The sequence below is a fragment of the Bradyrhizobium manausense genome, from assembly GCF_018131105.1.
Classification (GTDB): domain Bacteria; phylum Pseudomonadota; class Alphaproteobacteria; order Rhizobiales; family Xanthobacteraceae; genus Bradyrhizobium; species Bradyrhizobium manausense_B.
Map to the genome: position 1 here is coordinate 24,862 of NZ_JAFCJI010000010.1, position 22,020 is coordinate 46,881.

Genomic DNA, 22,020 nt, shown 5'->3' on the forward strand with positions numbered 1-22,020 from the left:
TTTATGCTTCAGGATTTGTTCTTGCGCTCTCGCAGCTCGCCGAACACCGCGGCGGCGTCGGCGCCCTTCATGTGTAGCCTGGCTGCGATCGACGGTTCATCCGCGCGGAGGAACACGTTTGCTCGCTTTTCATCACCAAGCAGCGAGGGAATGGTCGGCTTGTTTTCCGCTCGCAGCTTCGCAACCTCGGCCGCACGCGCCTGGAGCGCCGCATTGTCTGGATCGACGGTCAGCGCGAATTTGACATTGGACGCCGTATATTCGTGGCCGCAATAGAGCTTGAAGTCGTCGGGCAGGGCCCGCAGCTTCAGCAGCGAGTCCCACATCATCGGATAGGTCCCCTCGAACACGCGGCCGCAGCCGATCGAGAACAGCGTATCGGCGGCGAACAGCGTCTTCTCGGTATCGAACACGTAGGAGATGTGGTCGAGCGTGTGGCCTGGCGTCTCCAGCACACGTCCGAGCAGTGTGCCGACCCTGACGACGTCGCCATTGGCGACGCGCAAATCGACATCGGCGATCCTGGCCGCTTTGTCATGCGGCGCGACGACGCGGCAATTGTATTTCTGCTTGAGTTCGGCGACCCCGCCGACATGATCGCCGTGATGATGGGTGATCAGGATGTCGGTGAGCTGCCAGCCCTCCCGCTCCAACGCCTTGATGATGGGGCCGGCTTCCGGCGCGTCGATCGAGGCGGTTGCCTTGGTTTCCACATCGTGGATCAGGTAACCGAAATTGTCGTTTAAACAGCTGAAAGTATGAATTTCGGCAGCCATGACATCTCCATCGCGCTCCGCCCCGTCAGACAAATATGGCGTTAACGTTGCGCAGGCAATGCAATATTCAGCGCGCGGCCCCCGCGTTGTGCATGTTACATTGCCGTCATGACCATCGACGTCGTGGACCTTCGCGAGTTTTATTCCCGTCGCCTCGGAATTGTGGCGCGGCAGATGATCAATCGCGGCATCAGGCAGCGCTGGCCGAATGCCGAGGGCCAGCGCGTGCTCGGCGTCGGCTATCCGACGCCCTATCTCGGCCTGTTCCGCGAGGACGCGGAGCGCTGCATCGCCTTCATGCCGGCGGCCCAGGGCGTGTTGAAATGGCCGACCGGACGACCGGCGCTGGCCACGCTGGTCGACGAGTTCTCACTGCCGCTCCCCGACGCTGCAGTGGATCGCATCCTGATGGTCCATGCGCTCGAGATGTCGGATGATCCGGCCGCGCTGTTGCGCGAGGTCTGGCGGGTGCTGTCGCCCTCGGGGCGCGTCATCGCGGTGATCCCGAACCGGCGTGGCGTGTGGACGCGCAGCGACAACACGCCGTTCGGCCACGGCCGACCCTATTCGCGCTCGCAGATCACGGACCTGCTGCGCCAGACCTGGTTCACGCCGACCGGCTGGGGCGAGGCGCTGTTCATGCCGCCCTATGCTGGCCGCTGGGTGCTGAAATCGGCGCAGATGTGGGAGCGTGCCGGTGCTGCGCTCTCGCTGCCCTTCGCAGGCGTCCACATCGTCGAAGCGACCAAACAGGTCTATCGCGCGATCCCCGCCACGCGTGAACGGGCGCGGCTGATTCCGTCGTTGAAGCCGGTGCTGGTGCCGTCCTCGACGACGGTGACGCGGACCTGAAAACAAATCGTCCCGGCGAAGCCGGGACGATTTAGCCGATGAAATCAGAGATTGGTGTGACTTACTCGCCGGAGGCGAGATCGTCACTGGTCGCGGCCGGAGCCGCCTCGCGCTCGGGGCGCGGGCCGTTATGCGGCCGGCGCCGGCGCCGCGGATAGCGCTCGCCACCGCCGCCATTGCCGCCTTCGAAGTTGCCAGGCGCGCCATTCGCCTGCGGTTGCGCGCCGGTGATGAAGGACGGCAGGCGATCGACGCTGCCGGCATCGGCGACGACAGGTTGCGGCTGGTTCTGCGGCGGCTGCGGCTGCTGATATTGCGGCTGCGGACGATGGTCGCGTTCGCGGTGCTCGCGGGGCTGCTGCTGATCGCGCTGATAGGGCTGCTGATTGTCGCGCGGCTGGTATTCGCGCTGCTGATCACGCTGGCCGTCGCGGTCGCGCATGAAGGGCTGCTGTTGCTGCGGCGGCTGCGGAACGAAGCCCGGCTCCTGGCCGAAATTCGAGAAATTCTCGCCGTCGTCCTCGTTGTCGTCGCTGCTCGTGCTGATGGGCTCGTCGCCGCGCGGCTGCTGGTTCTGGCGGAACTGTTCCTGGGCCGCCGCGATCAGGCGAAAATAATGCTCGGCGTGCTGGTAGTAGTTTTCGGCGGCGACCGGGTCGCCGGAGGAGCGCGCGTCACGCGCAAGCTGAAGATATTTTTCGGCGATGTGCGAGGCGGTGCCGCGGATCTTGATGTCGGGGCCGTTCGATTCGTAGACCCGGGTCATCGGGTTCTGGCCGCGCCGGTTATTATTGTTGTTATTGTTATTGTTGTTGCGGTTGCGCATCCGCTGCTTGTTCTGACCGTTTCTCATGTCCTGCCTTTAATTCCAGCCCTAAAGGTTGCACGCATTACTGATTGCAGAGAGTGACTTTGTGACAGCGGTTCACATGTCTCGCGCGCACCGCGCAAGAGCGGGTTGAACCCTGCCATGTTCGTCGACCGTCGCGTTCAACAAAGACGCGTTCCCCACCGCCAGCACTTATTGCCAGCGAACCCATTCATATCGCCTGCCGAAACAAGCCCTGCTTTGTTGCGTAAATCTTCAAGCGCAATATCAGGCTTTCGTTCACGTTGCGGTCGGTAAGCAGCGCAGCTTAACTGGCCATCGCGCTCAACAGGACCTGCGGCTTGGAACCTTAATCAGTAAAGCTCTCGTCCGAGAGCCCGGCTTTCGCCCGTAGGTCTACGGGGCCGGCACCGATGTGTTGACCGGAACGTAGTCGTTCCCACGGGATATTCCAAGAGGTTTTTTAGAGCCCAATCCGGCTTTTATGGGGGCATTTTTCGGGCGGAGACCGCCCTCGGAATGCCCGCCAGATCGGCCTTGGGCGGCCTGTCGATCGATAACGCGGCGGCTGCCATCAAGGTTTCAATGTCTCCGGCCTGGCCCTGTCCGGCCTCTACGATAAGGGCCCCGCCGGGGAGGAGCCGCTCGACCGCCTGCGGGATCAGGGCACGATAGGCGTCATAGCCGTCATTGCCGCCGTCGAGCGCCAGATGCGGATCGTGCTCGCGCACCTCGATGCTCAGCTTCGGAATTTCCCCTGCGGGAATATAGGGCGGGTTCGACACGATGAGATCGAACGGGCCGCGAAGTGCCGCCGCGTAGGAGCAGGCAACGAAGCCGGCGCGGTCGGCAAGGCCGAGGGCGGCGGCATTGCTCCGGGCGGTATGAAGCGCGGTGAGACTGAGATCGGTGCCGACGCCGAATGCATCGGGAATCTCGTGCAGCAGCGCGAGCAGGATTGCGCCGGATCCGGTGCCTATATCGGCGATGAGCGGGCGCCGTTCTGAGACCGCGCGTTCGCGAAAAATCTCGAGCGCCAGTTCGACCACAGTCTCGGTATCCGGCCGCGGCACCAGCGTCGCCTCGGACAGGCGGAACGGCAGGCCCCAGAACTCCCTGATACCGAGAATGCGGGCGACCGGCTCATGTGCGAGCCGTCGCTGCACATATGCTTCGAGCCGCGTGGCCTCTTCCGGCGCGAGGTGTCGGTCTGCCTGCGTGATCAGGCCGGTCAGATCGAGCCCCACCGCGGCGCCGACGAGCAGGCGTGCATCGAGAGATGGCTCCTCGATGCCGCCCGCTTGCAGTCGCGCCGTGAGCGCGCGCCGCGCACTCTCGACGCTGTGTCCGGAATCGAAGCCTGTCGCCAAGGGAGCCATCCTGCCTGGCATCGTGGATAGATCGGCGGCCTTGCTTGCGTCAACGGAAAGGAGCGCGTTTGATCGCAACCCGCAGCGAAGGAGGACATCCATGACGGCCTATGACGATCAGAACGTCTTCGCGAAGATCCTGCGCGGCGAGATTCCCTGCTTCGAGGTGTTCAGGGACGAGCGCAGCTTCGCTTTCCTGGACATCATGCCGCGCTCGCCCGGGCATACGCTGGTGATCCCGAGAGCGCCGGCGCGCGGCATTCTCGACATCGCGGATGGCGATCTCGCCGCGGTCGCCCGGACCGCCAAGCGGATCGCGCTCGCCGCCATGAAGGCGTTCGATGCGGACGGCATCATCCTGCAGCAGTTCAGCGAGCCGGCCAGCGGCCAGGTGGTGTTTCACCTGCACATGCACGTGATGCCGGTCAGGGCCGGCATCGAGCTCTTGCCGGCGCAGACGCGTAACGAAGACAAGGCCGTGCTCGCCGAGCACGCCAAGCGGATGATCGCGGCGCTTGGCGATTGATCAGACGCCGAGATAGCGCTGGAGCAGCTCCGGCTGGGCCTTGAGCTCCTGCGCCGGCCCTTCGTGCACGATATGGCCGTTGTTGATGATGTAGATCCGTGTCGCCAGGGCCAGCGTCGCCGCCAAATTCTGCTCGACCAGCACGATGGTCTGGCCCGCGGCGGCGAGTTCGCGGCAGGCCTTGACCAGATCGTGGACGATCACGGGTGCCAGTCCCTCGAACGGCTCGTCCAGCAGCACGATCTTGGGATCGCGCACCAGCGCCCGCGCGATCGCCAGCATCTGCTGTTCGCCGCCGGAGAGCTCGGTGCCGCGGTTGTTGCGGCGCTCCTTCAGCCGCGGGAACATCTCGTAGATGCGGCCGAGCGGCCAGCGCTTTGGCGCGGTGATGCCGGCGAGGAGGATGTTCTCCTCCACGGACAGGCTGCCGAAGATACGGCGTTCCTCGTGAACGAGCTGCATGCCCGCCTGGGCGATCTTGTGGCTCCTGCGGCCGGCGATGTCGATGCCGTCGAACTTCACGCTGCCGCTGCGCGGCGTCACCACGCCCATCAGGCTCTTCAGCGTCGTGCTCTTGCCGGCGCCATTGCGGCCGAGCAGCGCCACCACCTCGTGCTGTTCGACGTGCATGGCGACGTCGAACAGGATGTGGGAGTCCCCGTAATAGCTGTTCAGGCCGTTGACCTCGATCAGGCTCATGCGGCGATCTCTCCGTGCACGCCACCGAGATAGGCTTCCTGCACCGCGGCGTTGTTCTTGATTTCCTCCGGTGTGCCGGAGACCAGCACGCGGCCTTCCTGCAGCACCGTCACGCGTTCGACCAGCTCGAACAGCGAATCCATGTCGTGGTCGATGATGATCATGGTACGGCCGCGCGCGATCGATTTGAGCAGCTTGACGGTCTCGACCCGCTCGCGCGGGCTCATGCCGGCGAGCGGCTCGTCGAGCAACAGCAGGCGGGGCGAGGTGGCGAGCGCGAGCCCGATCTCCAGCCTGCGCTTCTCGCCATAGGCGAGCTCGGACACCGGCGTGTCGGCGCGGCGGGTCAGATTGACCAGCGCGAGCGTGTGCTCCACCTGCTCCGTCAGACCCTTGACACCGGAGAGCGAGCGGAACAGGTCGAGCCGGAATTTTCCGCGCAGCTCGGCGAGGGCGGCGATCGTCAGGTTCTGCCGCACCGTGAGACCCGTGAAGAGCTGGTTGACCTGATAGCTCTTGGTGAGGCCGAGCTGGCAGACGTCGGTGACCCTCAGTCCCGTGATGTCGCGCCCCTCGAACATGATCTGGCCCGAGGTCGGCGGGACCTCGCAGGTCAGCATCTTGAAGAAGGTCGACTTGCCGGCGCCGTTGGGGCCGATGATGCCGCGCAGCTCGCCCTGATCAACGCTGAAATCGATGTCGCTGTTGGCGACGAGGCCGCCATAACGTTTGGTGAGGCCGGTGGCCTTCAGGATAGGGCCGGAATAGACGGGATGCGCGACCTCCTTGGCCTGTAGTGGGGCAGGCGGGGCTTGCTGCGGCGTCTCGACTTCGGTCTCCTCCGTCTCCGCAGCCTTCTCGGCCCGCTTCCCGGAGACGAGGTGATAGAGATCGACGAAGCCGCCGATGATGCCACCACGCAGGAAGCAGACCAGCAGCACGAACACGACGCCGAGCACGAGCTTCCAGGCAGCTCCGAGGCCAAGCGCGGATTGCAGGAAATCCTGAAGGAACAGCCAGACGGTTGCGCCGACCAGCGGCCCGAACAGCGTGCCGCGGCCGCCGATGGCGGTCTGCATCACGAGCTGGCCTGACGTGTCGAAGGTGAAAGCATCGGGCGGCATGAAGGCCTGGAGCACACCGAGCAGGCCGCCGGCGAAGCCCGCATATGCCGCGGCGATCACGAAGGCGGTCAGCTTGTAGCCGTGGATGTTGTGGCCGACCGCGGTGGCGCGCAGCGGATTGTCCCTGATCGCGCTGAAGATGGCACCGACCGGCGAGCGGACGATCCGAAGCGCAATGATGACGCCGATGAAATAGCACAGCGCGATGAACTGATAGAGCGACCAGCCATTGGTGAAATGGATGCTGGTGAAGCCGAGATTGAAGCTCGGCGTCGGCACGCCCGGCAAACCGTTCTCGCCGCCGGTGAAATCCGAGAGCGGATTGAACTCGACGAAGAAGAACACCTCAGCGATCGCCACCGTGATCATGGCGAAATAGATGCCGGTGCGGCGGAGCGCGATCAGGCCGATCAGATAGCCGGTCGCAGCCGCCGCGATCATGCCGATGATCAGCGCGCCGAGCACGTTGCTGAAGCCGGCGCGGGTCAGCAGGTAGGCGGCGACGAAGCCGCCGGTGCCGTAGAAGGCGGACTGGCCGAACGACAAGAGGCCGGTGAAGCCGAACAGGATGTCGAAGCCGAGGCCGAACAGGCCCCAGACCAGGATCCGGTTCACAGTGTTCGGCGCAAAGCCGAGATGCGGCAGCACGAAGGGAGCCACGATCAGGCCGATGGCCGTCAGTGTCTCGATCAGGAACGGGCGTTGCTTGAGCATCAGCTGATCACTTATTCGCGGCCCTGGACGCCGAGCAGGCCATGCGGTCGTACCACGAGCACGAGCGTCATTGCCGCAAACAGCATCACATAGGCATAGCCGGGGTTGAACATGGAGGTGACGCTGATGATCTCGCCGGCGATCAGGCCGCCGAGGATCGCACCGGGGAACGAGCCGACGCCGCCGATCACCACGACGACGAAGGTCTGGACCAGGATGTCGTCACCGATGCCGGGGGTCAGCGACACCACCGGCGCGTTGACGATACCGGCAAAGCCGGCGGCCATCGCGCCGATGCCGAACACGACCATGAAGACGCGGTAGACGTTGATGCCGAGCGAATCGACCATCACCGAATCCTCGATACCGGCGCGCACGATCATGCCGAGCCGGGTCCGGTAGAGGATGATGAACAGCGCGCCGAGCGCAACGGCGACGATGCCGACGACGGCGAGGCGGTAGGTCGGATAAAACATGAAGCCGAGATTGGTGATGCCCTGGAACAGCGCCGGGGGCGGCACGATCTGCGACTGGCTCGAGAACAGCAGGCGCACGAGCTCGACGAAGCAGATGCCGAGCCCGAAGGTCACCAGCAGCTGATCCTCGTGCGGGCGATGATAGAAGTGGCGGATGATGACGCGTTCCATCACGACGCCGAGCAGCATCACGAACAGCGAGCCCGCGATGACCGCAAGGATGAACGATTCCGTGTACTGGTAGGTGACGAAGCCGGCATAGCCGCCGATCATGAACATCGCGCCATGCGCGAGGTTGAGCACGCCGAGGGTGCCGTAGATGATGGTCAGGCCGGAGCTGATCAGCGCAAGCAGGGCGCCGAGCGCAAGCCCGTTGAAAAGCTGCGAAACGAGATTGGGCCAACTGATCATGCGACAATCGCTGTTGTGACGCGAAGAGCGTCAAAAAAGATGACGCCGCAGGTCCAGAGTCAAGGCCTACGGCGTCACAGGGGTTAGCTTGGGCTCAGGTGTAGTCGCCGAGATGGCAGCCGAAGGCATCAGGCTTCTGCATCAGGCCTTCACCCGGGACGATCTCGACGACGTCGTACCAGTCTTCCTTGTTCTTCATGTCTTTCTGCTGCTTGCCCTTGACGATGATCACCGGGCGAATGCACTGGTGATCCTCGGGGCGGTAATGCACGTCTCCGACGAGGGAGGGGATCGTCTCGCCCTTCTCATAGGCCTTGATCACGTCGGGCGGATTGAAGCTGCCGGCCTGCTCGCACATGTGGGCCCAGTGCGCGAAGCTGACATAGGCGTTCTCGGCGCCCCATTCCGGCTTGTAGCCGTACTTCTTCTCGAAGGCCTCGTTGAACATCTTGGCCAGCGGGAACTTGTCCTCGATCGTCCACCAATAGTCGGTTGCGGCATAGACGCCCTGCATCAGGCCGCCGGTTTCGCGCGCGATGAAGGGCACCTGATAGGGGACGACCAGCTTCATCTTGTCGAGCACGCCGAACTGCTTGGCTTGCTGGGTCGACAGCACGGCGTCGTGGCCCCAGTTGACGTTGATGAGCACGTCGGCACCGGAGTTCGCGACGTTCAGCAGATACGAGGAATAGTCGGGAGCGCCGAGCGGCGCGACCTGGTTGGTCGCGGTGGTCCAGCCTGCGGTCGCGAGGAAGTCCTGCATCGACTTGGTCACGGTGTGACCGTAGGTGTAATCAGGCGTCAGATAGGCCGCCTTCTTGCCCTTGCCGAACTCCTTGACCATGACAGGGCCGATCGCTGCCGCTGCGGTCTGGCCGAAGAAGTTCTGGCGGAAGCCGTAGCGAACGCAGTCCTTGCCGGTGGTGTCGTTCGATCCCGAGATGCCGCACACGAACAGCACATGCTCGCGCTGGGCCAGCTTGTTCAGCGCGACCGCAACGGCGGATGACGTGCCGCCGGTGATCATGATGGCCTTGTTCTCGCTGATGAAACGCTGCTGCGCCTGCACCGCTTCGTTCGGCTTGGCCGCGGAATCCGCGACGCCGAACTTCAATTCCTTGCCGAGCACGCCCTTGCTGGTCTTGGGCGAGATCTTCTTGATCAGCTCGTGGCCCTGGTTGATGTGCTCGATCGCGAGCTGGTAGCCCTTGAGCTCGTCCTCACCCTGCACCGCGTAGGTGCCGGTGCGCGGCACGGAGATGCCGATAAAGGCGGTAGAACCCGAAACGCCCGCGGGATAGGTGCCGATCGCGGGCTTGTCCTCGGCAAAGGCTGGCATGGCGGGCAGCATCGAGCCGCCGATGAGACCTGCCGTGGTCTGCAGCAGGCCACGGCGCGAAAGGCCGCGGCGGATGAGATCGTCAGTCATGGTCGTTTCCTCCGAACGTCGTTCTTGTTTGTAGACAAAACACGACTTGTCCGGCGGCAGCCGGCCTCAAGGCCTGCCCGCGCCGGGCACGTCACATCCGCGTGTAGCTCTTGGACATTAGCATTGCTTGTGAAGGCCTTCTGTCAATTTCGTCTTTGGTCGAACAACGGAAATTATCACGTGAAAACATATCGAAGGGCGATATACATTAGTCTTTGTGAGTACGAGCTGACGGGTTCGGCGAGAGAGATGGCGCGGCGGACGACAGCGGCAGGTAGCCGGAAGCGACAATCCTGGCCGCAGGAGGCGGACCGGCAGGAGGCTGCGCGGCCGGCGGGGGAGGGCGGCGAACAACGTCCGGCGCCGCAGTCCGGCGAGACCTCCCGCACGCCCGAGCCGCGCAACCGCCCGGCCGGCGAACGGGGGCCGGCGGTCGGCACCGGTCAGGCCAAGCGTGCGCCGGTGCCGATGAAGCGACTGAGCGTGCGTGCCCAGAATGTCCTGAAGGAGCTTGCGGTGGAGCTCACCGGCGAGCAGCCGCCAAAGGGCCATTGGTCGCCGTCGCGCGATCTGCTGCGTGCGCTGACGGCCGAGCGCCTTGCGACCGCGCGCAATTGCGGGCCCCATACGATGCGGGAGATCGTCGACTGGGCGCAGGGCTCCGGCGTGACCATCAAGCCGGTGCTTCCGTCCGGCGGCTCATTGTCGCAGATGTGGGCGGAGTTGATCGCCAACGCATCGGCCGGTGCGCTGACCAGTGCGGAGATCGCCGGTGCGCTCCAGCGCTCGATCCGACGGAAGAGCGTCCGCATCCCGATCGCGTTTCAGGTCATCCTGGTGAAAATCCTGCTGTCCGGCTTCGAATAGGCCGCTCGCGAGAGCCCCCGATATGTGTGCATCCGCACCAGCCGTCGTTGGTTCGGTCCTGTCTTCCTTGCTAGTCTTGGCTGCGTGCGCTCGATCGGCGGGCGCGAGGTCGAAGGCAGGGAATGGCTGACCCAAAGCGGAAGGCAGCACGCGCGGCGTCCACCGCGCCCTCAAAGGGCCGCGCGATGCGCGACGCCGACTATGCCGCGCTGGCCCAATTTCGCTATCAGCTCCGCACCTTCCTGGCCTTCAGCGAGACCGCGGCGCAAAACGCCGGTTTGACGCCGCAGCAGCATCAGGCGCTGCTGGCGATCAAGGGGTTGACCGACACCGGCGGCGTGAGCGTCGGCGCCATCGCGCGCTTCCTCCTGATCCGGCACCACACCGCCGTGGAACTGGTGGATCGCATGGCGAAGCTGAAGCTGATCGGCCGGGAAACCGATCCGGAAGACGCACGGCGCGTGCTGGTCAAGCTGACGGCGAGGGGCGAGCAGAAGCTGCGCTCGCTGTCGCGCATCCATCTGGACGAATTGGGTGCGGCCGCGCCCGCATTGGCCAAGATCCTGCGATCGTTCAAGGCCAAGACGCGCTGAGGCACGGGCTCAGGCTGCCGCGCCCTGCGCGGCGAGCTGCGCCGCCTGGTGCTCGGTGGTCAGTGCATCGGTCAATTCGCCGAGCGCTTCGCCGGCGATCACCTGCGGCAGCTTGTAGAGCGTCAGGTTGATGCGGTGATCGGTGACGCGGCCTTGCGGGAAATTATAGGTGCGGATGCGCTCGCTGCGGTCGCCGGAGCCGACCTTCTCCTTGCGTTCGGCCGAGCGTGCGGCGTCGACGCGCTGCCGCTCGGCATCATAGATGCGCGAGCGCAGGATGTTCATGGCGGAGGCGCGGTTCTTATGCTGAGAGCGGCTGTCCTGCATCATCACCACGATGCCGGTCGGGATGTGGGTGATGCGGATTGCCGATTCCGTCTTGTTGACGTGCTGGCCGCCCGCGCCCTGCGCGCGCATGGTCTCGATGCGCAGATCGTCGTTCTTGATCTCGACGTCGACATCCTCGACCTCGGGTAGCACGGCAACCGTGGCGGCCGAGGTGTGGATGCGTCCCTGCGTTTCGGTGTCAGGCACGCGCTGCACCCGGTGCACGCCGGATTCGAACTTCAGCTTCGAGAACGCGCCGCGGCCCTGCACCTCCGCGATGATTTCCTTGAAGCCGCCGACCGTGCCCTCGCTCGCCGAGATCACCTCGACCTTCCAGCCCTGCAAGCTCGCGAAGCGCTCATACATCCGGAACAGATCGCCGGCGAACAGCGAAGCCTCGTCGCCGCCGGTGCCGGCGCGGATTTCCAGCACGACGTTACGGTCGTCCATGGCGTCCTTGGGCAGCAGCGCCACGCGAATCTTCTGGACGAGATCCTCGATCTTGGGATTGAGCTCGTCGCGTTCGGCTTCCGCCATGCTGCGAATCTCGGGATCGGTGGCGGCATCAGCGATCAGCGCTTCTGTGTCGGCGAGTTCCTTGACGGCTGACCGGTAAGTCTTCACCGCCTCGATCAGCGGGTTGATCTCGGCGAGCTCGCGCGTGACCTGCACATAGCGCTCGGAGGAGAGCTGGCCCAGCGATTCGGCCTCGAGCGAGGCGTGATGCGCGAGCAGGACGTCCAGTTTGGCTTCGGGGAGTGACGACATCGGTTGGGTCTCAAAAAGCGGAGGGAGGCGAGGCGGCGATAACGAGCGGCAGGCCCGCTACAACGCCAGGCCCTCGGCCTCGGCAAATTCCGTCAGCTTCTGCCGGATCGAGATGCTGCCGGTCGGCGCATCCAGGAGCGGGCCGAGCATCGCTGCGGCCTTCTTGACGTCGAGGTCGATCACCATCGCCTTGACCGGGCCGAGTGCGGTCGCAGACAGCGACAGCGAGCGGTAGCCCATCGCGAGCAGCGCGAGCGCACCGATCGGCTTCGAGGCCATCTCGCCGCAGAGCGAGAGCGATTTCTGGGCTGCCTGGGACTTGCGCGCAATGTCGCGCAACGCGCGCAGGATCGGCGTCGACATGGTGTCGAAGCGCTCGGAAACCTTGGCATTGCCGCGATCGACCGCGAACAGGAACTGGAACAGATCGTTGGAGCCGACCGAGATGAAGTCGACCTTCTTCAGGAGTTCGTCCATCTGATAGAGCAGCGCCGGCACCTCGACCATGGTGCCGATGTCGATGCGCTCCGGCAGCGTGTGGCCGTGCTGGCGCAGATAAGTCAGCTCGCGCTCGACCAGCGCCTTGGCCGAATCGAACTCGGCGACTTCCGAGATCATCGGGAACATGATGCGTAGCGCGCGGCCGCCGCCGGCACGGAGCAGCGCGCGGATCTGGCCGCGCAGCAGGCCCGGACGGTCGAGCCCGAGCCGGATCGCGCGCCAGCCGAGCGCGGGATTTTCCTCGATCACCGTCTCCATATAAGGGAGTGCCTTGTCGCCGCCGATGTCGAGGGTGCGGAAGGTGACGGGCTTCTGGCCCGCGGCATCCAGCACGGCGCGGTAGAGCGCGAGCTGGTCGCTGGTGCGCGGCAGGCTCTGGCCGACCATGAATTGCAGCTCGGTGCGGAACAGGCCGATGCCGGCGCTGCCGGTGTCGTCGATATGGGGCAGGTCGATGGCGAGGCCTGCATTGATCAGCAGCTCGACCTTCTCGCCGTCCCTGGTGACGCAGGGACGTTCGCGCAGCGCGAGATATTGCGCCTGGCGGCGGGCGCGGAAACGAACCCGCTCGGCATAGGCCGCTTCGATTTCCTGCGACGGACGCACATAGATCGCGCCCGAGGTGCCGTCGACAATGATGGCGTCGCCGGGGTCGGCAATGCCGGGAGCATTCGGCACTTCGCCGACGGCGGGAATGCCCAGCGCGCGCGCCACGATCGAGACGTGGGAGTTGGCCGTGCCTTCCTCCAGCACGATGCCGCGCAGGCGCTTGCGGTCATAGTCGAGCAGCGCCGCTGGTCCCATCGCACGCGCGATGACGATGGCATTGTCGGGCATCTGCTCGCGCGACGGCGCATGGTCCTGACCGACCAGCTGCCGCATCAGACGGTAGCCGAGATCCTCGAGATCGTGCAGCCGGTCGCGCAAGTAAGGATCGGTGACGCGCAGCATGCGGGCGCGGGTGTCGGACTGGACACGCTCGACGGCGGCTTCCGCGGTGAGGCCGGTGGCAACCGCCTCGTGCAGCTTGTGCGACCAGCCCTGATCGTTGGCGAACATGCGGTAGGCTTCGAGCACGTCGCGATGTTCGCCGCCCTCGGCGACGTCGCCACGCTCCAGCATGCGGTCGAGATCCGAGCGAAGCTTGGCGAGCGCGGTGTCCAGCCGCTTGATTTCCTTCGGCAGGTCCTCGGCGATGTAGTCCTTGATGACCACGCGCGGCTCGTGCAGCACCACGTGGCCGAGCGCGATGCCTTCCGAGAGAATGGCGCCGGCCTTCTGCGTCGAATGGCGCGCGGCAGGCTCGGCGCCCGGCTGGGCGAGTGCGGACAGTTCGCCGGAGGCGATCAACTCCGCCAGCACCATGGCGGTGGTTTGCAGCGCCTCGAGTTCTTCCTCGACATAGGTGCGCTTGGCGCGGTTCTGCACAACCAGGACGCCGAGCGTGTTGCCGGCGCGCAGGATCGGCACGCCGAGGAAGGAGTGATAGATCTCTTCACCCGTTTCCGGGCGGAACGAGAAGGCCGGGTGGCTTTGCGCGTCGTTCAAATTGAGCGGTGTCGCCTCGCTGGCAACGAGGCCGACCAGGCCCTCATGGGCGCTCAGCACGGTATGGTGCACCGCTTCGCGGTTGAGGCCTTCGGTGGCGTAGAGCTCGAGGGTGTTGTCGATGCGCAGCACATAGACCGAGCACACCTCGGCCACCATGTTGGCGGCGATCAGCACCACGATCTTGTCCAGCCGCTCCTGGGCCGAGACTTGCTCCGCCATGGTTTCGCGGAGCCGTCTCAACAAGACGCGGGGACCTCCCGACGCGCTCCGCATGAACCGTCAATCTCCTCCGTCTGCCTGCCCGGCGATATTGGCCGGCGGCTGGCCTAAAATTCCAGAAAAACAATCAATTTGTTTGTCCGGCGCAGGCGCAAACCACAGCTTGCGCCGAATCAGCGCCGCCTGAACTGGAATACAGTCTGCGGCAGCCCACCCTGTTCGCCGTATAGCGAATTGAGGCTTGTTTTGCCAAGCAAAACGCCTGCCAAACGCGAAGGTGTGTACACCTTCGCGTTTGCTGCGACCGCTAAGAGAAAATTAGCCTAAGCTTGGTCGAGGCCGTAGAGCGTGTGCAGTGTGCGCACCGCAAGCTCGGTATAGGCTGTGTCGATCAAGACCGAGAACTTGATCTCGGAGGTTGTAATGGCCCGGATGTTGATATTCCGTCCGGCGAGGGCCGAAAAGGCCTGGGCGGCGACGCCGGCATGGCTGCGCATGCCGCTGCCGATCACCGAAATCTTGGCGACGTCGGTCGCGGTATCAAGCCTGAGATAGCCGATCTTGGCCTTGGCGGCGGTAATCGTGTCCTTGGCCCTGACGTAGTCGGCGGCCGGCACCGTGAAGGTCAGGTCGGTGGTCTTTCCGTCTTCAGACACGTTCTGGACGATCATGTCGACGTTGATATTGGCATCCGCGAGCGGGCCGAAGATCGACGCCGCGACGCCGGGCTTGTCCTCGATCTGGCGCACAGAGATCTGGGCCTCGTCCTTCGAAAAGGCGATGCCGGTGACGACGTGATTTTCCATGATCTCCTCCTCGCCGCAGATCAGCGTGCCGGGCGGCTGGTTGGCATGCGGGTCGATATCCTCGGGCTTATCGAAGCTCGAGCGGACGAAGATCGGCATGTTGTGGACCATGCCGAGTTCCACCGAGCGCACCTGGAGCACTTTCGCGCCCTGGGAGGCCAGTTCCAGCATGTCTTCGAACGCGATCTTGTCGAGCCTCTTGGCCTTCGGCACGATTCGCGGGTCGGTGGTGTAGACGCCGTCGACGTCGGTGTAGATGTCGCAGCGGTCGGCCTTGACGGCGGCCGCGATCGCCACGGCCGAGGTGTCGGAGCCGCCGCGGCCGAGCGTCGTGATGCGGTTGGTCCTGGGGTCGATTCCCTGGAAGCCGGCGATGACGGCGACTTCCTTGCGATCCTTGAAGCGGGAGATGATCTCGCTGCCGTCGATGTCCTCGATCCGGGCCGAGGCATGGGCGTCGCTGGTCTTGATCGGGATCTGCCAGCCCTGCCACGACCGGGCCTGGATACCCATGCCCTGGAGCACGATGGCCAGCAGGCCTGATGTCACCTGTTCGCCTGAGGCGACGACGGCGTCGTATTCGCGCGCGTCGTGCATCGGCGAGGCCTCGGTGCACCAGGCCACCAGTTCGTTGGTCTTGCCCGACATCGCCGAGACGACCACGGCCACTTCATGGCCGGCATCGACCTCACGCTTCACATGGCGTGCGACGTTGCGGATGCGTTCGATGTTGGCGACGGACGTGCCGCCGAATTTCATCACGAGGCGGCTCATGACGACGCGTGCATTCCCTCTTGAGGATCAGTATGGTGACCCGCGCCGGACGAATGCCCTGGGGGATACCGACCGCGCGTATACAGAGGGGCGAGGCCGGGGGCAAGCAGGTTCCTCAAGTGCGTTCTTGGGGCCAATCCGGGCAATGGGTTATCAGAGGCTATGGCGCGTTATATTGACGAAATCCTGCAGCCCGGCGAGCGGGTGCTGTATTCGACCAATGCGCACTGGATCTTCTACTTCCCGGCCATTCTGGCCTGGATCGTGGCCCTGGGCTTCCTGCTGGCGTCTCGCATGACGACGGTCGATGGGCTCGTCGTTTTGTGCCTCGTCGCGGCGGGCGTGTCGGCTCTGGCGGCCCTGTTCTGGACAGTGAAGGGCTGGTTCCATCGCTTCACGACCGAGACTGACGTGACCAACCTCAGGGTTGTGCATAAGACCGGGTTCATCAAGCGCCGCACCTTTGAAATGGCGTTGGACAAGGTCGAAAGTGTCGACGTCAACCAGTCGATTCTTGGACGAATTCTCAACTACGGCGACGTGACCATCAACGGCGTCGGCGAAGGTCGCGAAACCATCCGGACGATCGCCTCGCCGCTCGCCTTCCGTAGTTCGATCACCACGCGGTAGGACCGCGCTGACCCATGAGCATGCAGCAAGATACTTCCGCCACAACCACCCCGCCGGGCTCGACCGTCGATGCCGCCGAGATCGCGAAATTCTCGAAGCTCTCGGCGGAGTGGTGGGACCCCAAGGGCAAGATGGCCCCGCTGCACCGGATCAACCCGCTGCGGCTCGGCTACATCCGCGATGCCGCCTGCCGCAAGTTCGAGCGCAATGTGCGCAGCCTCAACTGCCTCGGCGGCCTGCGCGTGCTCGACATCGGCTGCGGTGCCGGCCTGTTGTGCGAGCCGCTGTCGCGGCTGGGCGCCCAGGTCATTGGGGTCGATCCCTCCGTCAGCAACATCGCCGCCGCAAAGCTCCACGCCGACAAGAGCCATCTGTCGATCGACTATCGCTGCACCACGGTGGAGGAGATCGACCCGCGCGAGCGCTTCGACATCGTGCTGGCGATGGAGGTTGTCGAGCACGTCGTCGACGTCGGCGTCTTCCTGAAGCGCTGCGCCTCGATGCTGAAGCCGAACGGCCTGATGGTGGTTTCGACGCTGAATCGCAACTGGAAGAGCTTTGCGCTCGCCATCGTCGGCGCCGAATACGTCCTGCGCTGGTTGCCGCGCGGCACCCACGAATGGAACAAGTTCGTCACCCCCGACGAACTGACCAAGCACCTCCTCGACAACCGTCTCGTCATCACCGAGCAGACCGGCGTCGTCTACTCTCCCTTCGCCGACAAATGGACGCTCTCGTCGGACATGGACGTGAACTACATGGTGGTGGCGGAGGGGATGGTGTGAGGGCGGACTGCCTTCATGCATTTGGTGTCGTCCTGGCGAACGCCAGGACCCATTGCCCCAGAAAGAAGTTGTGGCGCAGAGCTCGTAACCACGGATCTTCGCCAAATCACTCTTTGGGGTAATGGGTCCTGGATCTGCGCTTCGCTTGTCCAGGACGACGGTGTGCTTGTTGCGAGAGCATCGCTCCCATGACGCCCGTGTGGTTGACCGCGTGAGCTGCAGCTTGCAGGTTGGCCCAACACTTTCTGATTAGCCCTCCCCATGTTCACCGTCACCAGCCTCTGGATTCCCTTCACCGTCATTGCTGCGCTCGGCCAGGTCGCGCGCAATGCGATGCAGCGGTCGCTCACGAAGCCGCTGGGGACCTGGGGCGCGACCAATATCCGCTTCCTGTTCGGCTTCCCGTTCTCGCTGCTGTTCTTGGGCGCCGTGCTGGTCACGACCGGCGATCATCTCGGCATGCCGCCATCCGTGTTCTGGCCGTGGCTGCTGCTGGGCGCGCTCAGCCAGATCGTCGCCACCGGCCTGATGCTGCTGGCGATGAACGACCGCTCCTTCGTGGTGACGACCGCCTACCTCAAGACCGAGGCGATCCAGACCGCGATCTTCGGCTTCGTCTTCCTCGGCGATCATCTGACCTGGATGAAAGTGCTGGCGATCGTGATCGCGACCGTCGGCGTTGTCATCACCGCGCTGCGACCGGGCGGCGAGAAGAGCTTTGCGGAGTTGAAGCCGACCATCACCGGCCTCGTCGCGGCCGCGGCGTTCGCCCTGTCTGCGGTTGGTTTTCGCGGCGCGATCATCAACGTGACAGGCGTCTCCTTCGTGACCGCGGCCTCGTTCACGCTGGTGCTCGGCCTGTTCGTGCAGACGCTGATCCTGACGGTCTATCTGCTCTGGCGCGCGCCAAAGGTGCTTCAGTCGATCCTGGGGCTGTGGAAGCCGTCGCTGCTCGCCGGCTTCATGGGCGCCTTCGCCTCGCAATTCTGGTTTCTGGCGTTCGCGCTGACGGCCGCCGCCAATGTCCGCACGCTCGCGCTGATCGAGGTGCTGTTCGCGCAGGCGGTGGCGTATTACTCGTTCAAGCAGCCGATCGCGCCGCGCGAGCTCGCAGGCATCGCACTGATCATCATCGGTGTGGCGGTGCTGGTGGGGACCTAGTTCCGGTCTTCCGGCAGTGTCGGCAGCGGCGACACCTCGATGCCTTCGTCAATCAGCGACTTCGCTTCGTCCGGCGAGGCCTCGCCGTAGATCGGACGGTGCTCCTTGTCGCCGTAATGCATCGCGCGGGCTTCGTTGGCGAAGCGTTCGCCGACATTGTCGGCGTTCTTGACGATGTGATCGCGCAGTTCTTTCAGCTTGGCGCGCAGCTCTTTCTCCTGCGCCATCATGAGCGAGGTCGACTCGGGCGGCGCAGCCTCGGGCGCGGCGGCCGTCGCCGGCTCCGGTGGTGGCGTCGCACGGCCGCGGCCCTTCTTGCCGACGATGCGCGGCGCCATGATTGCCTTGTCGACCTTGGCCGAGCCGCAGATCGGGCAATTCACGAGCTTGCGCTTCACCTGCGAATCATAGGCCGCCGAGCTCTGGAACCAGCTCTCGAACTCATGCTTGCGGTCGCAATGGAGCGCGTAGCGGATCATGCGGATCCCCGCACCAGGTGCAGATGATCCGGCCCGGCCTTGGGATCGGAGACGCCGAAGCGGCGGCCGTGCTGGAGCGAAGGGATCGCGCGGCGCGCGGTCTCGACCTTGGCCGGATCGATCTTGGCCATAATGATGCCGGGCTCGACATCGCCCTCGGCGAGGATCTCGCCCCAGGGATCGATGATCAGCGAATGACCATAGGTCTCGCGCTTGTTCTCGTGGGTGCCTGCCTGGGCTGCTGCGAAGATGAAGCAGCCGGTCTCGATCGCGCGCGAGCGCAGCAGGATGTGCCAATGCGCCTCACCGGTCTTGCGGGTGAAGGCGGAGGGCACCGTGATGAAGGAGGCGCCACTTTCAGCGAGCGCGCGGTAGAGCGCGGGAAAGCGAACGTCGTAGCAGATCGTCAGGCCCACGCGGCCCCAGGGCAGGTCGGAGATCACGGCGGTCTCGCCCGGCTGGTAATTGGCGGATTCCCGATAGCTCTCGCCGTCCGGCAGCTCGATGTCGAACATGTGGATCTTGTCGTAGCTCGCGAGCACCTGGCCCTCGGGCCCGATCAGGAAGGAGCGGTTGACCGCCTTCTCCGGCGAAAAGCGCAGCGCCAGCGAGCCGACATGGATGTGGATCTTCAACTCGGCGGCGAGGGCGCGATACGCCTTCAGCGAGGCGTCGTCCTCTTCGGTCTGGAGATGCTCGAACAGCGCCTTGCGGTTCAGCTGCATCATGTTGCTGACTTCGGGCGTCTGCACGTAGTCGGCGCCATTGGCTGCGGCCTGCCGGATCAGCCTGGTGGCCTGCGCGAGGCTCGGCTCGGGCAGCAGGCCGGTGCGCATCTGCACCATGGCGGCGGTGAACGTCTTGTTCTCGCTCATGACGCGGCCTTGATGTTTTCGAGCAGGCCGTCGAGCTTACCCTCGCGGTCGAGCGCGTAGAGATCGTCACAGCCACCGATATGGGTTCCGCCGATCCAGATCTGCGGGAAGGTCGAGCCCTCGCCGGCGCGGTCGTACATTTCCTCGCGCCAGGACGGGTTCTTGGCGACGTCGAATTCCGTGAAGGTCGCCTTCTTGCGGGTCAGAAGCGACCTGGCAGCGGAACAATAGCCGCACCCCGGCCTGGTATAGATCTCGACAGCAGCGGTCATGGCGTCCAGCGCTCTCAGTCATGAATTTGTTGAATTATATGGGAGTTTACCTGATTTCGACAACCCGGGCGAAGACCAGTACATCGACCTGGGCCGCCTTGGCGCGCAGCAGAGCGCGCGCGCAGGCATCCAGTGTCGCACCTGACGTCAGGACGTCATCGACCAGGATGATGCGCCGGCCCTGGACCTCGGCCTGACGGTCGGGGGATACCTGGAATGCGCCCTGTACATTGGTGGCGCGCTGCGACCGCGACAGGCCGATCTGCTGCTCGGTGGCGCGCACCCGGCGCAGCACCTCGCCGCGCACCTTGACGCCGCTTTGCCGTGCGATGATCTGCGCCAGCGCGCCTGACTGGTTGTAGCGACGGCGCCAGGCCCGGCGCCAATGCAGGGGCACCGGCACCAGCATGTCGGCGCCCGCGAGCAATTCGCTGCCGGCGCGCGCCATCCAGCGGCCCATGGCGGGCGCCAGATCGGTGCGGTCCTGGTATTTCAGCGCATGCACCAGCGTGCGTGCGACGTCGTCATAGCGGACCGCCGCGCGCGCCCGCTGATAGGCCGGCGGGCTCGCGATCGCCTCCATCGACAGCATGTCGGGGCCGGGGTCATAGACGAAGGGAATGCCGAGCCGCGGACAATAGGGCCGTTCGATGAACGACAGCCGCGACCAGCACGCCGCGCACACGCCCTCGCCATCGACGGGCTCGCGGCAGGACACACACAGCGTCGGCAGCGCAATGTCGAGCGCGAGCCTTGCCACGCGCGTCGCGACATGGCGCCCGGCCGTCCACGCGGCACGAAAGGGTGCGGCGATGGAACGGGTGCGGGCGGCGTCGGCCTCCATGAGGGCAGGCTAGCGCCGCACGCACCGGATTGCCAGAACCGTCACGATCGGCGTAACCAGCGGCATGGCTCAGAACCCGCAAACCCCGCCCGCTCTGTTTGATCGCGCCTTGCTGCATGCGCGGCAGCGGCGTGCGCAGGCGCAGGGTGCCGTGAGCTTCCTGCTCGACCGGGTCGCCGAGGATATGTCCGATCGGTTGGCCGCGGTGATGCGCGAGTTTCATGCGCCGGCCGATCTCTGGACGCCGGGCGAGGGGCTCGCGGGGCTGCGCGCGCGGTTGCCTTCGATCCAGCGGATCGCGCTCGATGCAGCGGGTGCGGAGACATTGCCCTTCGCGCCGGAAAGTCTCGATCTCGTCGTCTCGGCGTTGGCGCTGCAATTCGTCAACGATCTGCCCGGCGTGCTTGCGCAAATCCGTCGTGCGCTGAAGCCAGATGGCTTGCTGCTCGCCGCGATGATCGGTGGCGATAGTCTCACGGAGCTTCGGCAGGCTTTTGCCGCGGCGGAAGCCGAATGCGAAGGCGGCGTGTCGCCGCGCGTGGCGCCGTTCGCCGATCTCAGGGACGTCGGCGCGTTGTTGCAGCGGGCGGGCTTTGCGCTTCCGGTCACCGACGTCGATCGCGTCGTGGTGCGCTATGCCAACGCGTTCGCGCTGATGCAGGATCTTCGCCGCATGGGCGCGGCCAATGTGCTGATCGAGCGGCGGCGCGCGCCAAGCCGCCGCGCGACGCTGTTGCGGATGGCCGAAATCTATGCCGGGCGTTTTGCCGATGCCGACGGCCGCATCCGTGCGACCTTTGACATCATCTGGCTGTCAGGCTGGGCTCCGCATGCGAGCCAGCAGCAGCCGCTGAAGCCGGGTTCGGCGAAGGCGAGCCTCGCGGAAGCGGTGAAGAAGGCGGGGAAAGAGTGATCCTCATCAGGGATGAGGTCCGAACTCACATCAGCAAATCGATCAAATGCGGGATCAGCGGAATGTCCGCCGGCGGCATCGGATAGTCGCGCAACTTGTTGGCGCGAACCCAGGCCAGCGTCTGGCCTTCGCGAGCTTCGACGATCCCTTCCCAGCGCCGGCAGATGTAGAGCGGCATCAACAGATGAAACGTCTCGTAGCCGTAGCTTGCAAAGGTCAGCGGCGCGAGGCACGGCTCGGCGACGGTGATGCCGAGTTCCTCGTTGAGCTCGCGGATCAGGCTCTGCTCCGGCCGCTCGCCAGGCTCACACTTGCCGCCGGGAAATTCCCAGAGGCCGGCGAGCGTCTTGCCCTCGGGGCGCTGCGCGATCAGGACGCGCTTGTCGGCGTCGACGAGCGCGCACGCGACCACCAGTGTCAGCTTGAGATCGGCCATGCGTGATTGTCGC

23 protein-coding genes are annotated in these 22,020 nt (G+C 64.8%); 8 read left to right on the top strand and 15 right to left on the bottom strand.

The window, feature by feature from the left end:
- Positions 1-8: 8 nt before the first annotated feature.
- On the bottom strand, positions 9-776 hold the full coding sequence (gloB, locus tag JQ631_RS31690; protein ID WP_212333882.1) for a hydroxyacylglutathione hydrolase: 768 nt from the start codon (positions 774-776) through the stop codon (positions 9-11).
- 108 nt (positions 777-884) lie between these two features.
- Between gloB and JQ631_RS31695 the strand changes: the two genes are divergently transcribed.
- Positions 885-1,628, top strand: coding sequence for a methyltransferase domain-containing protein (locus tag JQ631_RS31695; RefSeq protein WP_212333884.1), 744 nt, complete (start codon positions 885-887; stop codon positions 1,626-1,628).
- 61 nt (positions 1,629-1,689) lie between these two features.
- Here the strand turns inward: JQ631_RS31695 and JQ631_RS31700 are convergent, their stop codons facing one another.
- Both JQ631_RS31700 and prmC read right to left on the bottom strand, forming a co-directional pair.
- Positions 1,690-2,481: a DUF4167 domain-containing protein gene (locus JQ631_RS31700; RefSeq protein ID WP_212333886.1), complete on the bottom strand. Its 792-nt coding sequence runs from the start codon at positions 2,479-2,481 to the stop codon at positions 1,690-1,692.
- Between the two features lie 458 nt (positions 2,482-2,939).
- A complete protein-coding gene (gene prmC, locus JQ631_RS31705) occupies positions 2,940-3,836 on the bottom strand; it encodes a peptide chain release factor N(5)-glutamine methyltransferase (RefSeq protein WP_212333888.1) in 897 nt (298 codons plus the stop codon).
- Between the two features lie 91 nt (positions 3,837-3,927).
- Here prmC and JQ631_RS31710 point away from each other — a divergent pair, with 91 nt between their 5' ends.
- A complete protein-coding gene (locus JQ631_RS31710; protein WP_212333890.1) occupies positions 3,928-4,353 on the top strand; it encodes an HIT family protein in 426 nt (141 codons plus the stop codon).
- Here JQ631_RS31710 and JQ631_RS31715 read toward each other — a convergent pair whose 3' ends face one another.
- The 4 genes from JQ631_RS31715 to JQ631_RS31730 form a co-directional block, all read right to left on the bottom strand.
- A complete protein-coding gene (locus tag JQ631_RS31715; protein WP_212333893.1) occupies positions 4,354-5,052 on the bottom strand; it encodes an ABC transporter ATP-binding protein in 699 nt (232 codons plus the stop codon).
- Positions 5,049-6,890: a branched-chain amino acid ABC transporter ATP-binding protein/permease gene (locus tag JQ631_RS31720; protein WP_212333897.1), complete on the bottom strand. Its 1,842-nt coding sequence runs from the start codon at positions 6,888-6,890 to the stop codon at positions 5,049-5,051. Before JQ631_RS31720 ends, JQ631_RS31715 begins: the two co-directional genes overlap by 4 nt.
- A gap of 11 nt (positions 6,891-6,901) precedes the next feature.
- Positions 6,902-7,777: a branched-chain amino acid ABC transporter permease gene (locus JQ631_RS31725; protein ID WP_212333900.1), complete on the bottom strand. Its 876-nt coding sequence runs from the start codon at positions 7,775-7,777 to the stop codon at positions 6,902-6,904.
- 94 nt (positions 7,778-7,871) lie between these two features.
- The gene (locus JQ631_RS31730) at positions 7,872-9,206 is read right to left on the bottom strand and encodes a substrate-binding protein (protein ID WP_212333903.1); all 1,335 of its coding nucleotides are present in this window, start codon (positions 9,204-9,206) and stop codon (positions 7,872-7,874) included.
- Between the two features lie 249 nt (positions 9,207-9,455).
- Between JQ631_RS31730 and JQ631_RS31735 the strand changes: the two genes are divergently transcribed.
- Together JQ631_RS31735 and JQ631_RS31740 are read left to right on the top strand one after the other, a co-directional pair.
- The gene (locus JQ631_RS31735; RefSeq protein ID WP_212333906.1) at positions 9,456-10,073 is read left to right on the top strand and encodes a hypothetical protein; all 618 of its coding nucleotides are present in this window, start codon (positions 9,456-9,458) and stop codon (positions 10,071-10,073) included.
- A 122-nt stretch (positions 10,074-10,195) separates the two neighbouring features.
- Entirely contained in the window at positions 10,196-10,666 is a 471-nt protein-coding gene (locus JQ631_RS31740) for a MarR family winged helix-turn-helix transcriptional regulator (RefSeq protein ID WP_212333909.1), read from the top strand.
- Positions 10,667-10,675: 9 nt separating this feature from the next.
- Here the strand turns inward: JQ631_RS31740 and prfA are convergent, their stop codons facing one another.
- The 3 genes from prfA to JQ631_RS31755 all read right to left on the bottom strand — a co-directional run bounded on the left by prfA (position 10,676) and on the right by JQ631_RS31755 (position 15,612).
- On the bottom strand, positions 10,676-11,761 hold the full coding sequence (gene prfA / locus JQ631_RS31745; protein WP_212333912.1) for a peptide chain release factor 1: 1,086 nt from the start codon (positions 11,759-11,761) through the stop codon (positions 10,676-10,678).
- 57 nt (positions 11,762-11,818) lie between these two features.
- Positions 11,819-14,086: a phosphoenolpyruvate--protein phosphotransferase gene (gene ptsP, locus JQ631_RS31750; protein ID WP_212333915.1), complete on the bottom strand. Its 2,268-nt coding sequence runs from the start codon at positions 14,084-14,086 to the stop codon at positions 11,819-11,821.
- Between the two features lie 269 nt (positions 14,087-14,355).
- A complete protein-coding gene (locus JQ631_RS31755) occupies positions 14,356-15,612 on the bottom strand; it encodes an aspartate kinase (RefSeq protein ID WP_212333919.1) in 1,257 nt (418 codons plus the stop codon).
- 162 nt (positions 15,613-15,774) lie between these two features.
- Here JQ631_RS31755 and JQ631_RS31760 point away from each other — a divergent pair, with 162 nt between their 5' ends.
- The 3 genes from JQ631_RS31760 (at position 15,775) to JQ631_RS31770 (ending at position 18,188) form a co-directional block, all read left to right on the top strand.
- Positions 15,775-16,242, top strand: a complete 468-nt coding sequence (locus tag JQ631_RS31760; protein WP_212333922.1) for a PH domain-containing protein — start codon at positions 15,775-15,777, stop codon at positions 16,240-16,242.
- Positions 16,243-16,256: 14 nt separating this feature from the next.
- Positions 16,257-17,027 (top strand): bifunctional 2-polyprenyl-6-hydroxyphenol methylase/3-demethylubiquinol 3-O-methyltransferase UbiG, encoded by a 771-nt coding sequence (gene ubiG, locus JQ631_RS31765; RefSeq protein WP_212333925.1) that lies wholly within the window; start codon positions 16,257-16,259, stop codon positions 17,025-17,027.
- Positions 17,028-17,288: 261 nt separating this feature from the next.
- Complete coding sequence (locus JQ631_RS31770; protein WP_212333928.1) at positions 17,289-18,188, top strand: EamA family transporter; 900 nt, start codon at positions 17,289-17,291, stop codon at positions 18,186-18,188.
- Here the strand turns inward: JQ631_RS31770 and JQ631_RS31775 are convergent.
- The 4 genes from JQ631_RS31775 to JQ631_RS31790 are packed head-to-tail and all read right to left on the bottom strand — an operon-like array spanning position 18,185 to position 20,658.
- Positions 18,185-18,667 (bottom strand): DUF1178 family protein, encoded by a 483-nt coding sequence (locus JQ631_RS31775; RefSeq protein ID WP_212333932.1) that lies wholly within the window; start codon positions 18,665-18,667, stop codon positions 18,185-18,187. The genes JQ631_RS31770 and JQ631_RS31775 overlap by 4 nt on opposite strands.
- Positions 18,664-19,542, bottom strand: coding sequence for a carbon-nitrogen hydrolase family protein (locus JQ631_RS31780; RefSeq protein ID WP_212333935.1), 879 nt, complete (start codon positions 19,540-19,542; stop codon positions 18,664-18,666). The genes JQ631_RS31775 and JQ631_RS31780 overlap by 4 nt, the downstream gene beginning before the upstream one ends.
- Positions 19,539-19,814 carry a glutaredoxin 3 gene (grxC, locus tag JQ631_RS31785; protein WP_212333938.1) on the bottom strand — a complete coding sequence of 92 codons (276 nt, stop codon included), beginning with the start codon at positions 19,812-19,814 and terminating at the stop codon, positions 19,539-19,541. Before grxC ends, JQ631_RS31780 begins: the two co-directional genes overlap by 4 nt.
- A gap of 46 nt (positions 19,815-19,860) precedes the next feature.
- Positions 19,861-20,658 carry a ComF family protein gene (locus JQ631_RS31790; RefSeq protein ID WP_212333941.1) on the bottom strand — a complete coding sequence of 266 codons (798 nt, stop codon included), beginning with the start codon at positions 20,656-20,658 and terminating at the stop codon, positions 19,861-19,863.
- A gap of 64 nt (positions 20,659-20,722) precedes the next feature.
- On the opposite strand from JQ631_RS31790, the gene JQ631_RS31795 reads away from it, so the two are divergent.
- Entirely contained in the window at positions 20,723-21,571 is an 849-nt protein-coding gene (locus JQ631_RS31795) for a methyltransferase domain-containing protein (RefSeq protein ID WP_212333943.1), read from the top strand.
- 25 nt (positions 21,572-21,596) lie between these two features.
- Here the strand turns inward: JQ631_RS31795 and JQ631_RS31800 are convergent, their stop codons facing one another.
- On the bottom strand, positions 21,597-22,007 hold the full coding sequence (locus JQ631_RS31800; protein WP_212333945.1) for a (deoxy)nucleoside triphosphate pyrophosphohydrolase: 411 nt from the start codon (positions 22,005-22,007) through the stop codon (positions 21,597-21,599).
- Positions 22,008-22,020 lie beyond the last annotated feature (13 nt).

Coding starts and splice junctions, on each gene's coding strand:
- grxC (WP_212333938.1), bottom strand. CDS start 19,814: ATGACCGCTGCTGTCGAGATCTATACCAGGCCGGGGTGCGGCTATTGT.
- JQ631_RS31730 (WP_212333903.1), bottom strand. CDS start 9,206: ATGACTGACGATCTCATCCGCCGCGGCCTTTCGCGCCGTGGCCTGCTG.
- ptsP (WP_212333915.1), bottom strand. CDS start 14,086: ATGCGGAGCGCGTCGGGAGGTCCCCGCGTCTTGTTGAGACGGCTCCGC.
- JQ631_RS31780 (WP_212333935.1), bottom strand. CDS start 19,542: ATGAGCGAGAACAAGACGTTCACCGCCGCCATGGTGCAGATGCGCACC.
- JQ631_RS31775 (WP_212333932.1), bottom strand. CDS start 18,667: ATGATCCGCTACGCGCTCCATTGCGACCGCAAGCATGAGTTCGAGAGC.
- prfA (WP_212333912.1), bottom strand. CDS start 11,761: ATGTCGTCACTCCCCGAAGCCAAACTGGACGTCCTGCTCGCGCATCAC.
- JQ631_RS31740 (WP_212333909.1), top strand. CDS start 10,196: ATGGCTGACCCAAAGCGGAAGGCAGCACGCGCGGCGTCCACCGCGCCC.
- JQ631_RS31725 (WP_212333900.1), bottom strand. CDS start 7,777: ATGATCAGTTGGCCCAATCTCGTTTCGCAGCTTTTCAACGGGCTTGCG.
- JQ631_RS31755 (WP_212333919.1), bottom strand. CDS start 15,612: ATGAGCCGCCTCGTGATGAAATTCGGCGGCACGTCCGTCGCCAACATC.
- ubiG (WP_212333925.1), top strand. CDS start 16,257: ATGAGCATGCAGCAAGATACTTCCGCCACAACCACCCCGCCGGGCTCG.
- prmC (WP_212333888.1), bottom strand. CDS start 3,836: ATGGCTCCCTTGGCGACAGGCTTCGATTCCGGACACAGCGTCGAGAGT.
- JQ631_RS31695 (WP_212333884.1), top strand. CDS start 885: ATGACCATCGACGTCGTGGACCTTCGCGAGTTTTATTCCCGTCGCCTC.
- JQ631_RS31720 (WP_212333897.1), bottom strand. CDS start 6,890: ATGCTCAAGCAACGCCCGTTCCTGATCGAGACACTGACGGCCATCGGC.
- JQ631_RS31735 (WP_212333906.1), top strand. CDS start 9,456: ATGGCGCGGCGGACGACAGCGGCAGGTAGCCGGAAGCGACAATCCTGG.
- JQ631_RS31710 (WP_212333890.1), top strand. CDS start 3,928: ATGACGGCCTATGACGATCAGAACGTCTTCGCGAAGATCCTGCGCGGC.
- JQ631_RS31700 (WP_212333886.1), bottom strand. CDS start 2,481: ATGAGAAACGGTCAGAACAAGCAGCGGATGCGCAACCGCAACAACAAT.
- JQ631_RS31760 (WP_212333922.1), top strand. CDS start 15,775: ATGGCGCGTTATATTGACGAAATCCTGCAGCCCGGCGAGCGGGTGCTG.
- JQ631_RS31800 (WP_212333945.1), bottom strand. CDS start 22,007: ATGGCCGATCTCAAGCTGACACTGGTGGTCGCGTGCGCGCTCGTCGAC.
- JQ631_RS31795 (WP_212333943.1), top strand. CDS start 20,723: ATGGCTCAGAACCCGCAAACCCCGCCCGCTCTGTTTGATCGCGCCTTG.
- JQ631_RS31770 (WP_212333928.1), top strand. CDS start 17,289: ATGTTCACCGTCACCAGCCTCTGGATTCCCTTCACCGTCATTGCTGCG.
- gloB (WP_212333882.1), bottom strand. CDS start 776: ATGGCTGCCGAAATTCATACTTTCAGCTGTTTAAACGACAATTTCGGT.
- JQ631_RS31790 (WP_212333941.1), bottom strand. CDS start 20,658: ATGGAGGCCGACGCCGCCCGCACCCGTTCCATCGCCGCACCCTTTCGT.
- JQ631_RS31715 (WP_212333893.1), bottom strand. CDS start 5,052: ATGAGCCTGATCGAGGTCAACGGCCTGAACAGCTATTACGGGGACTCC.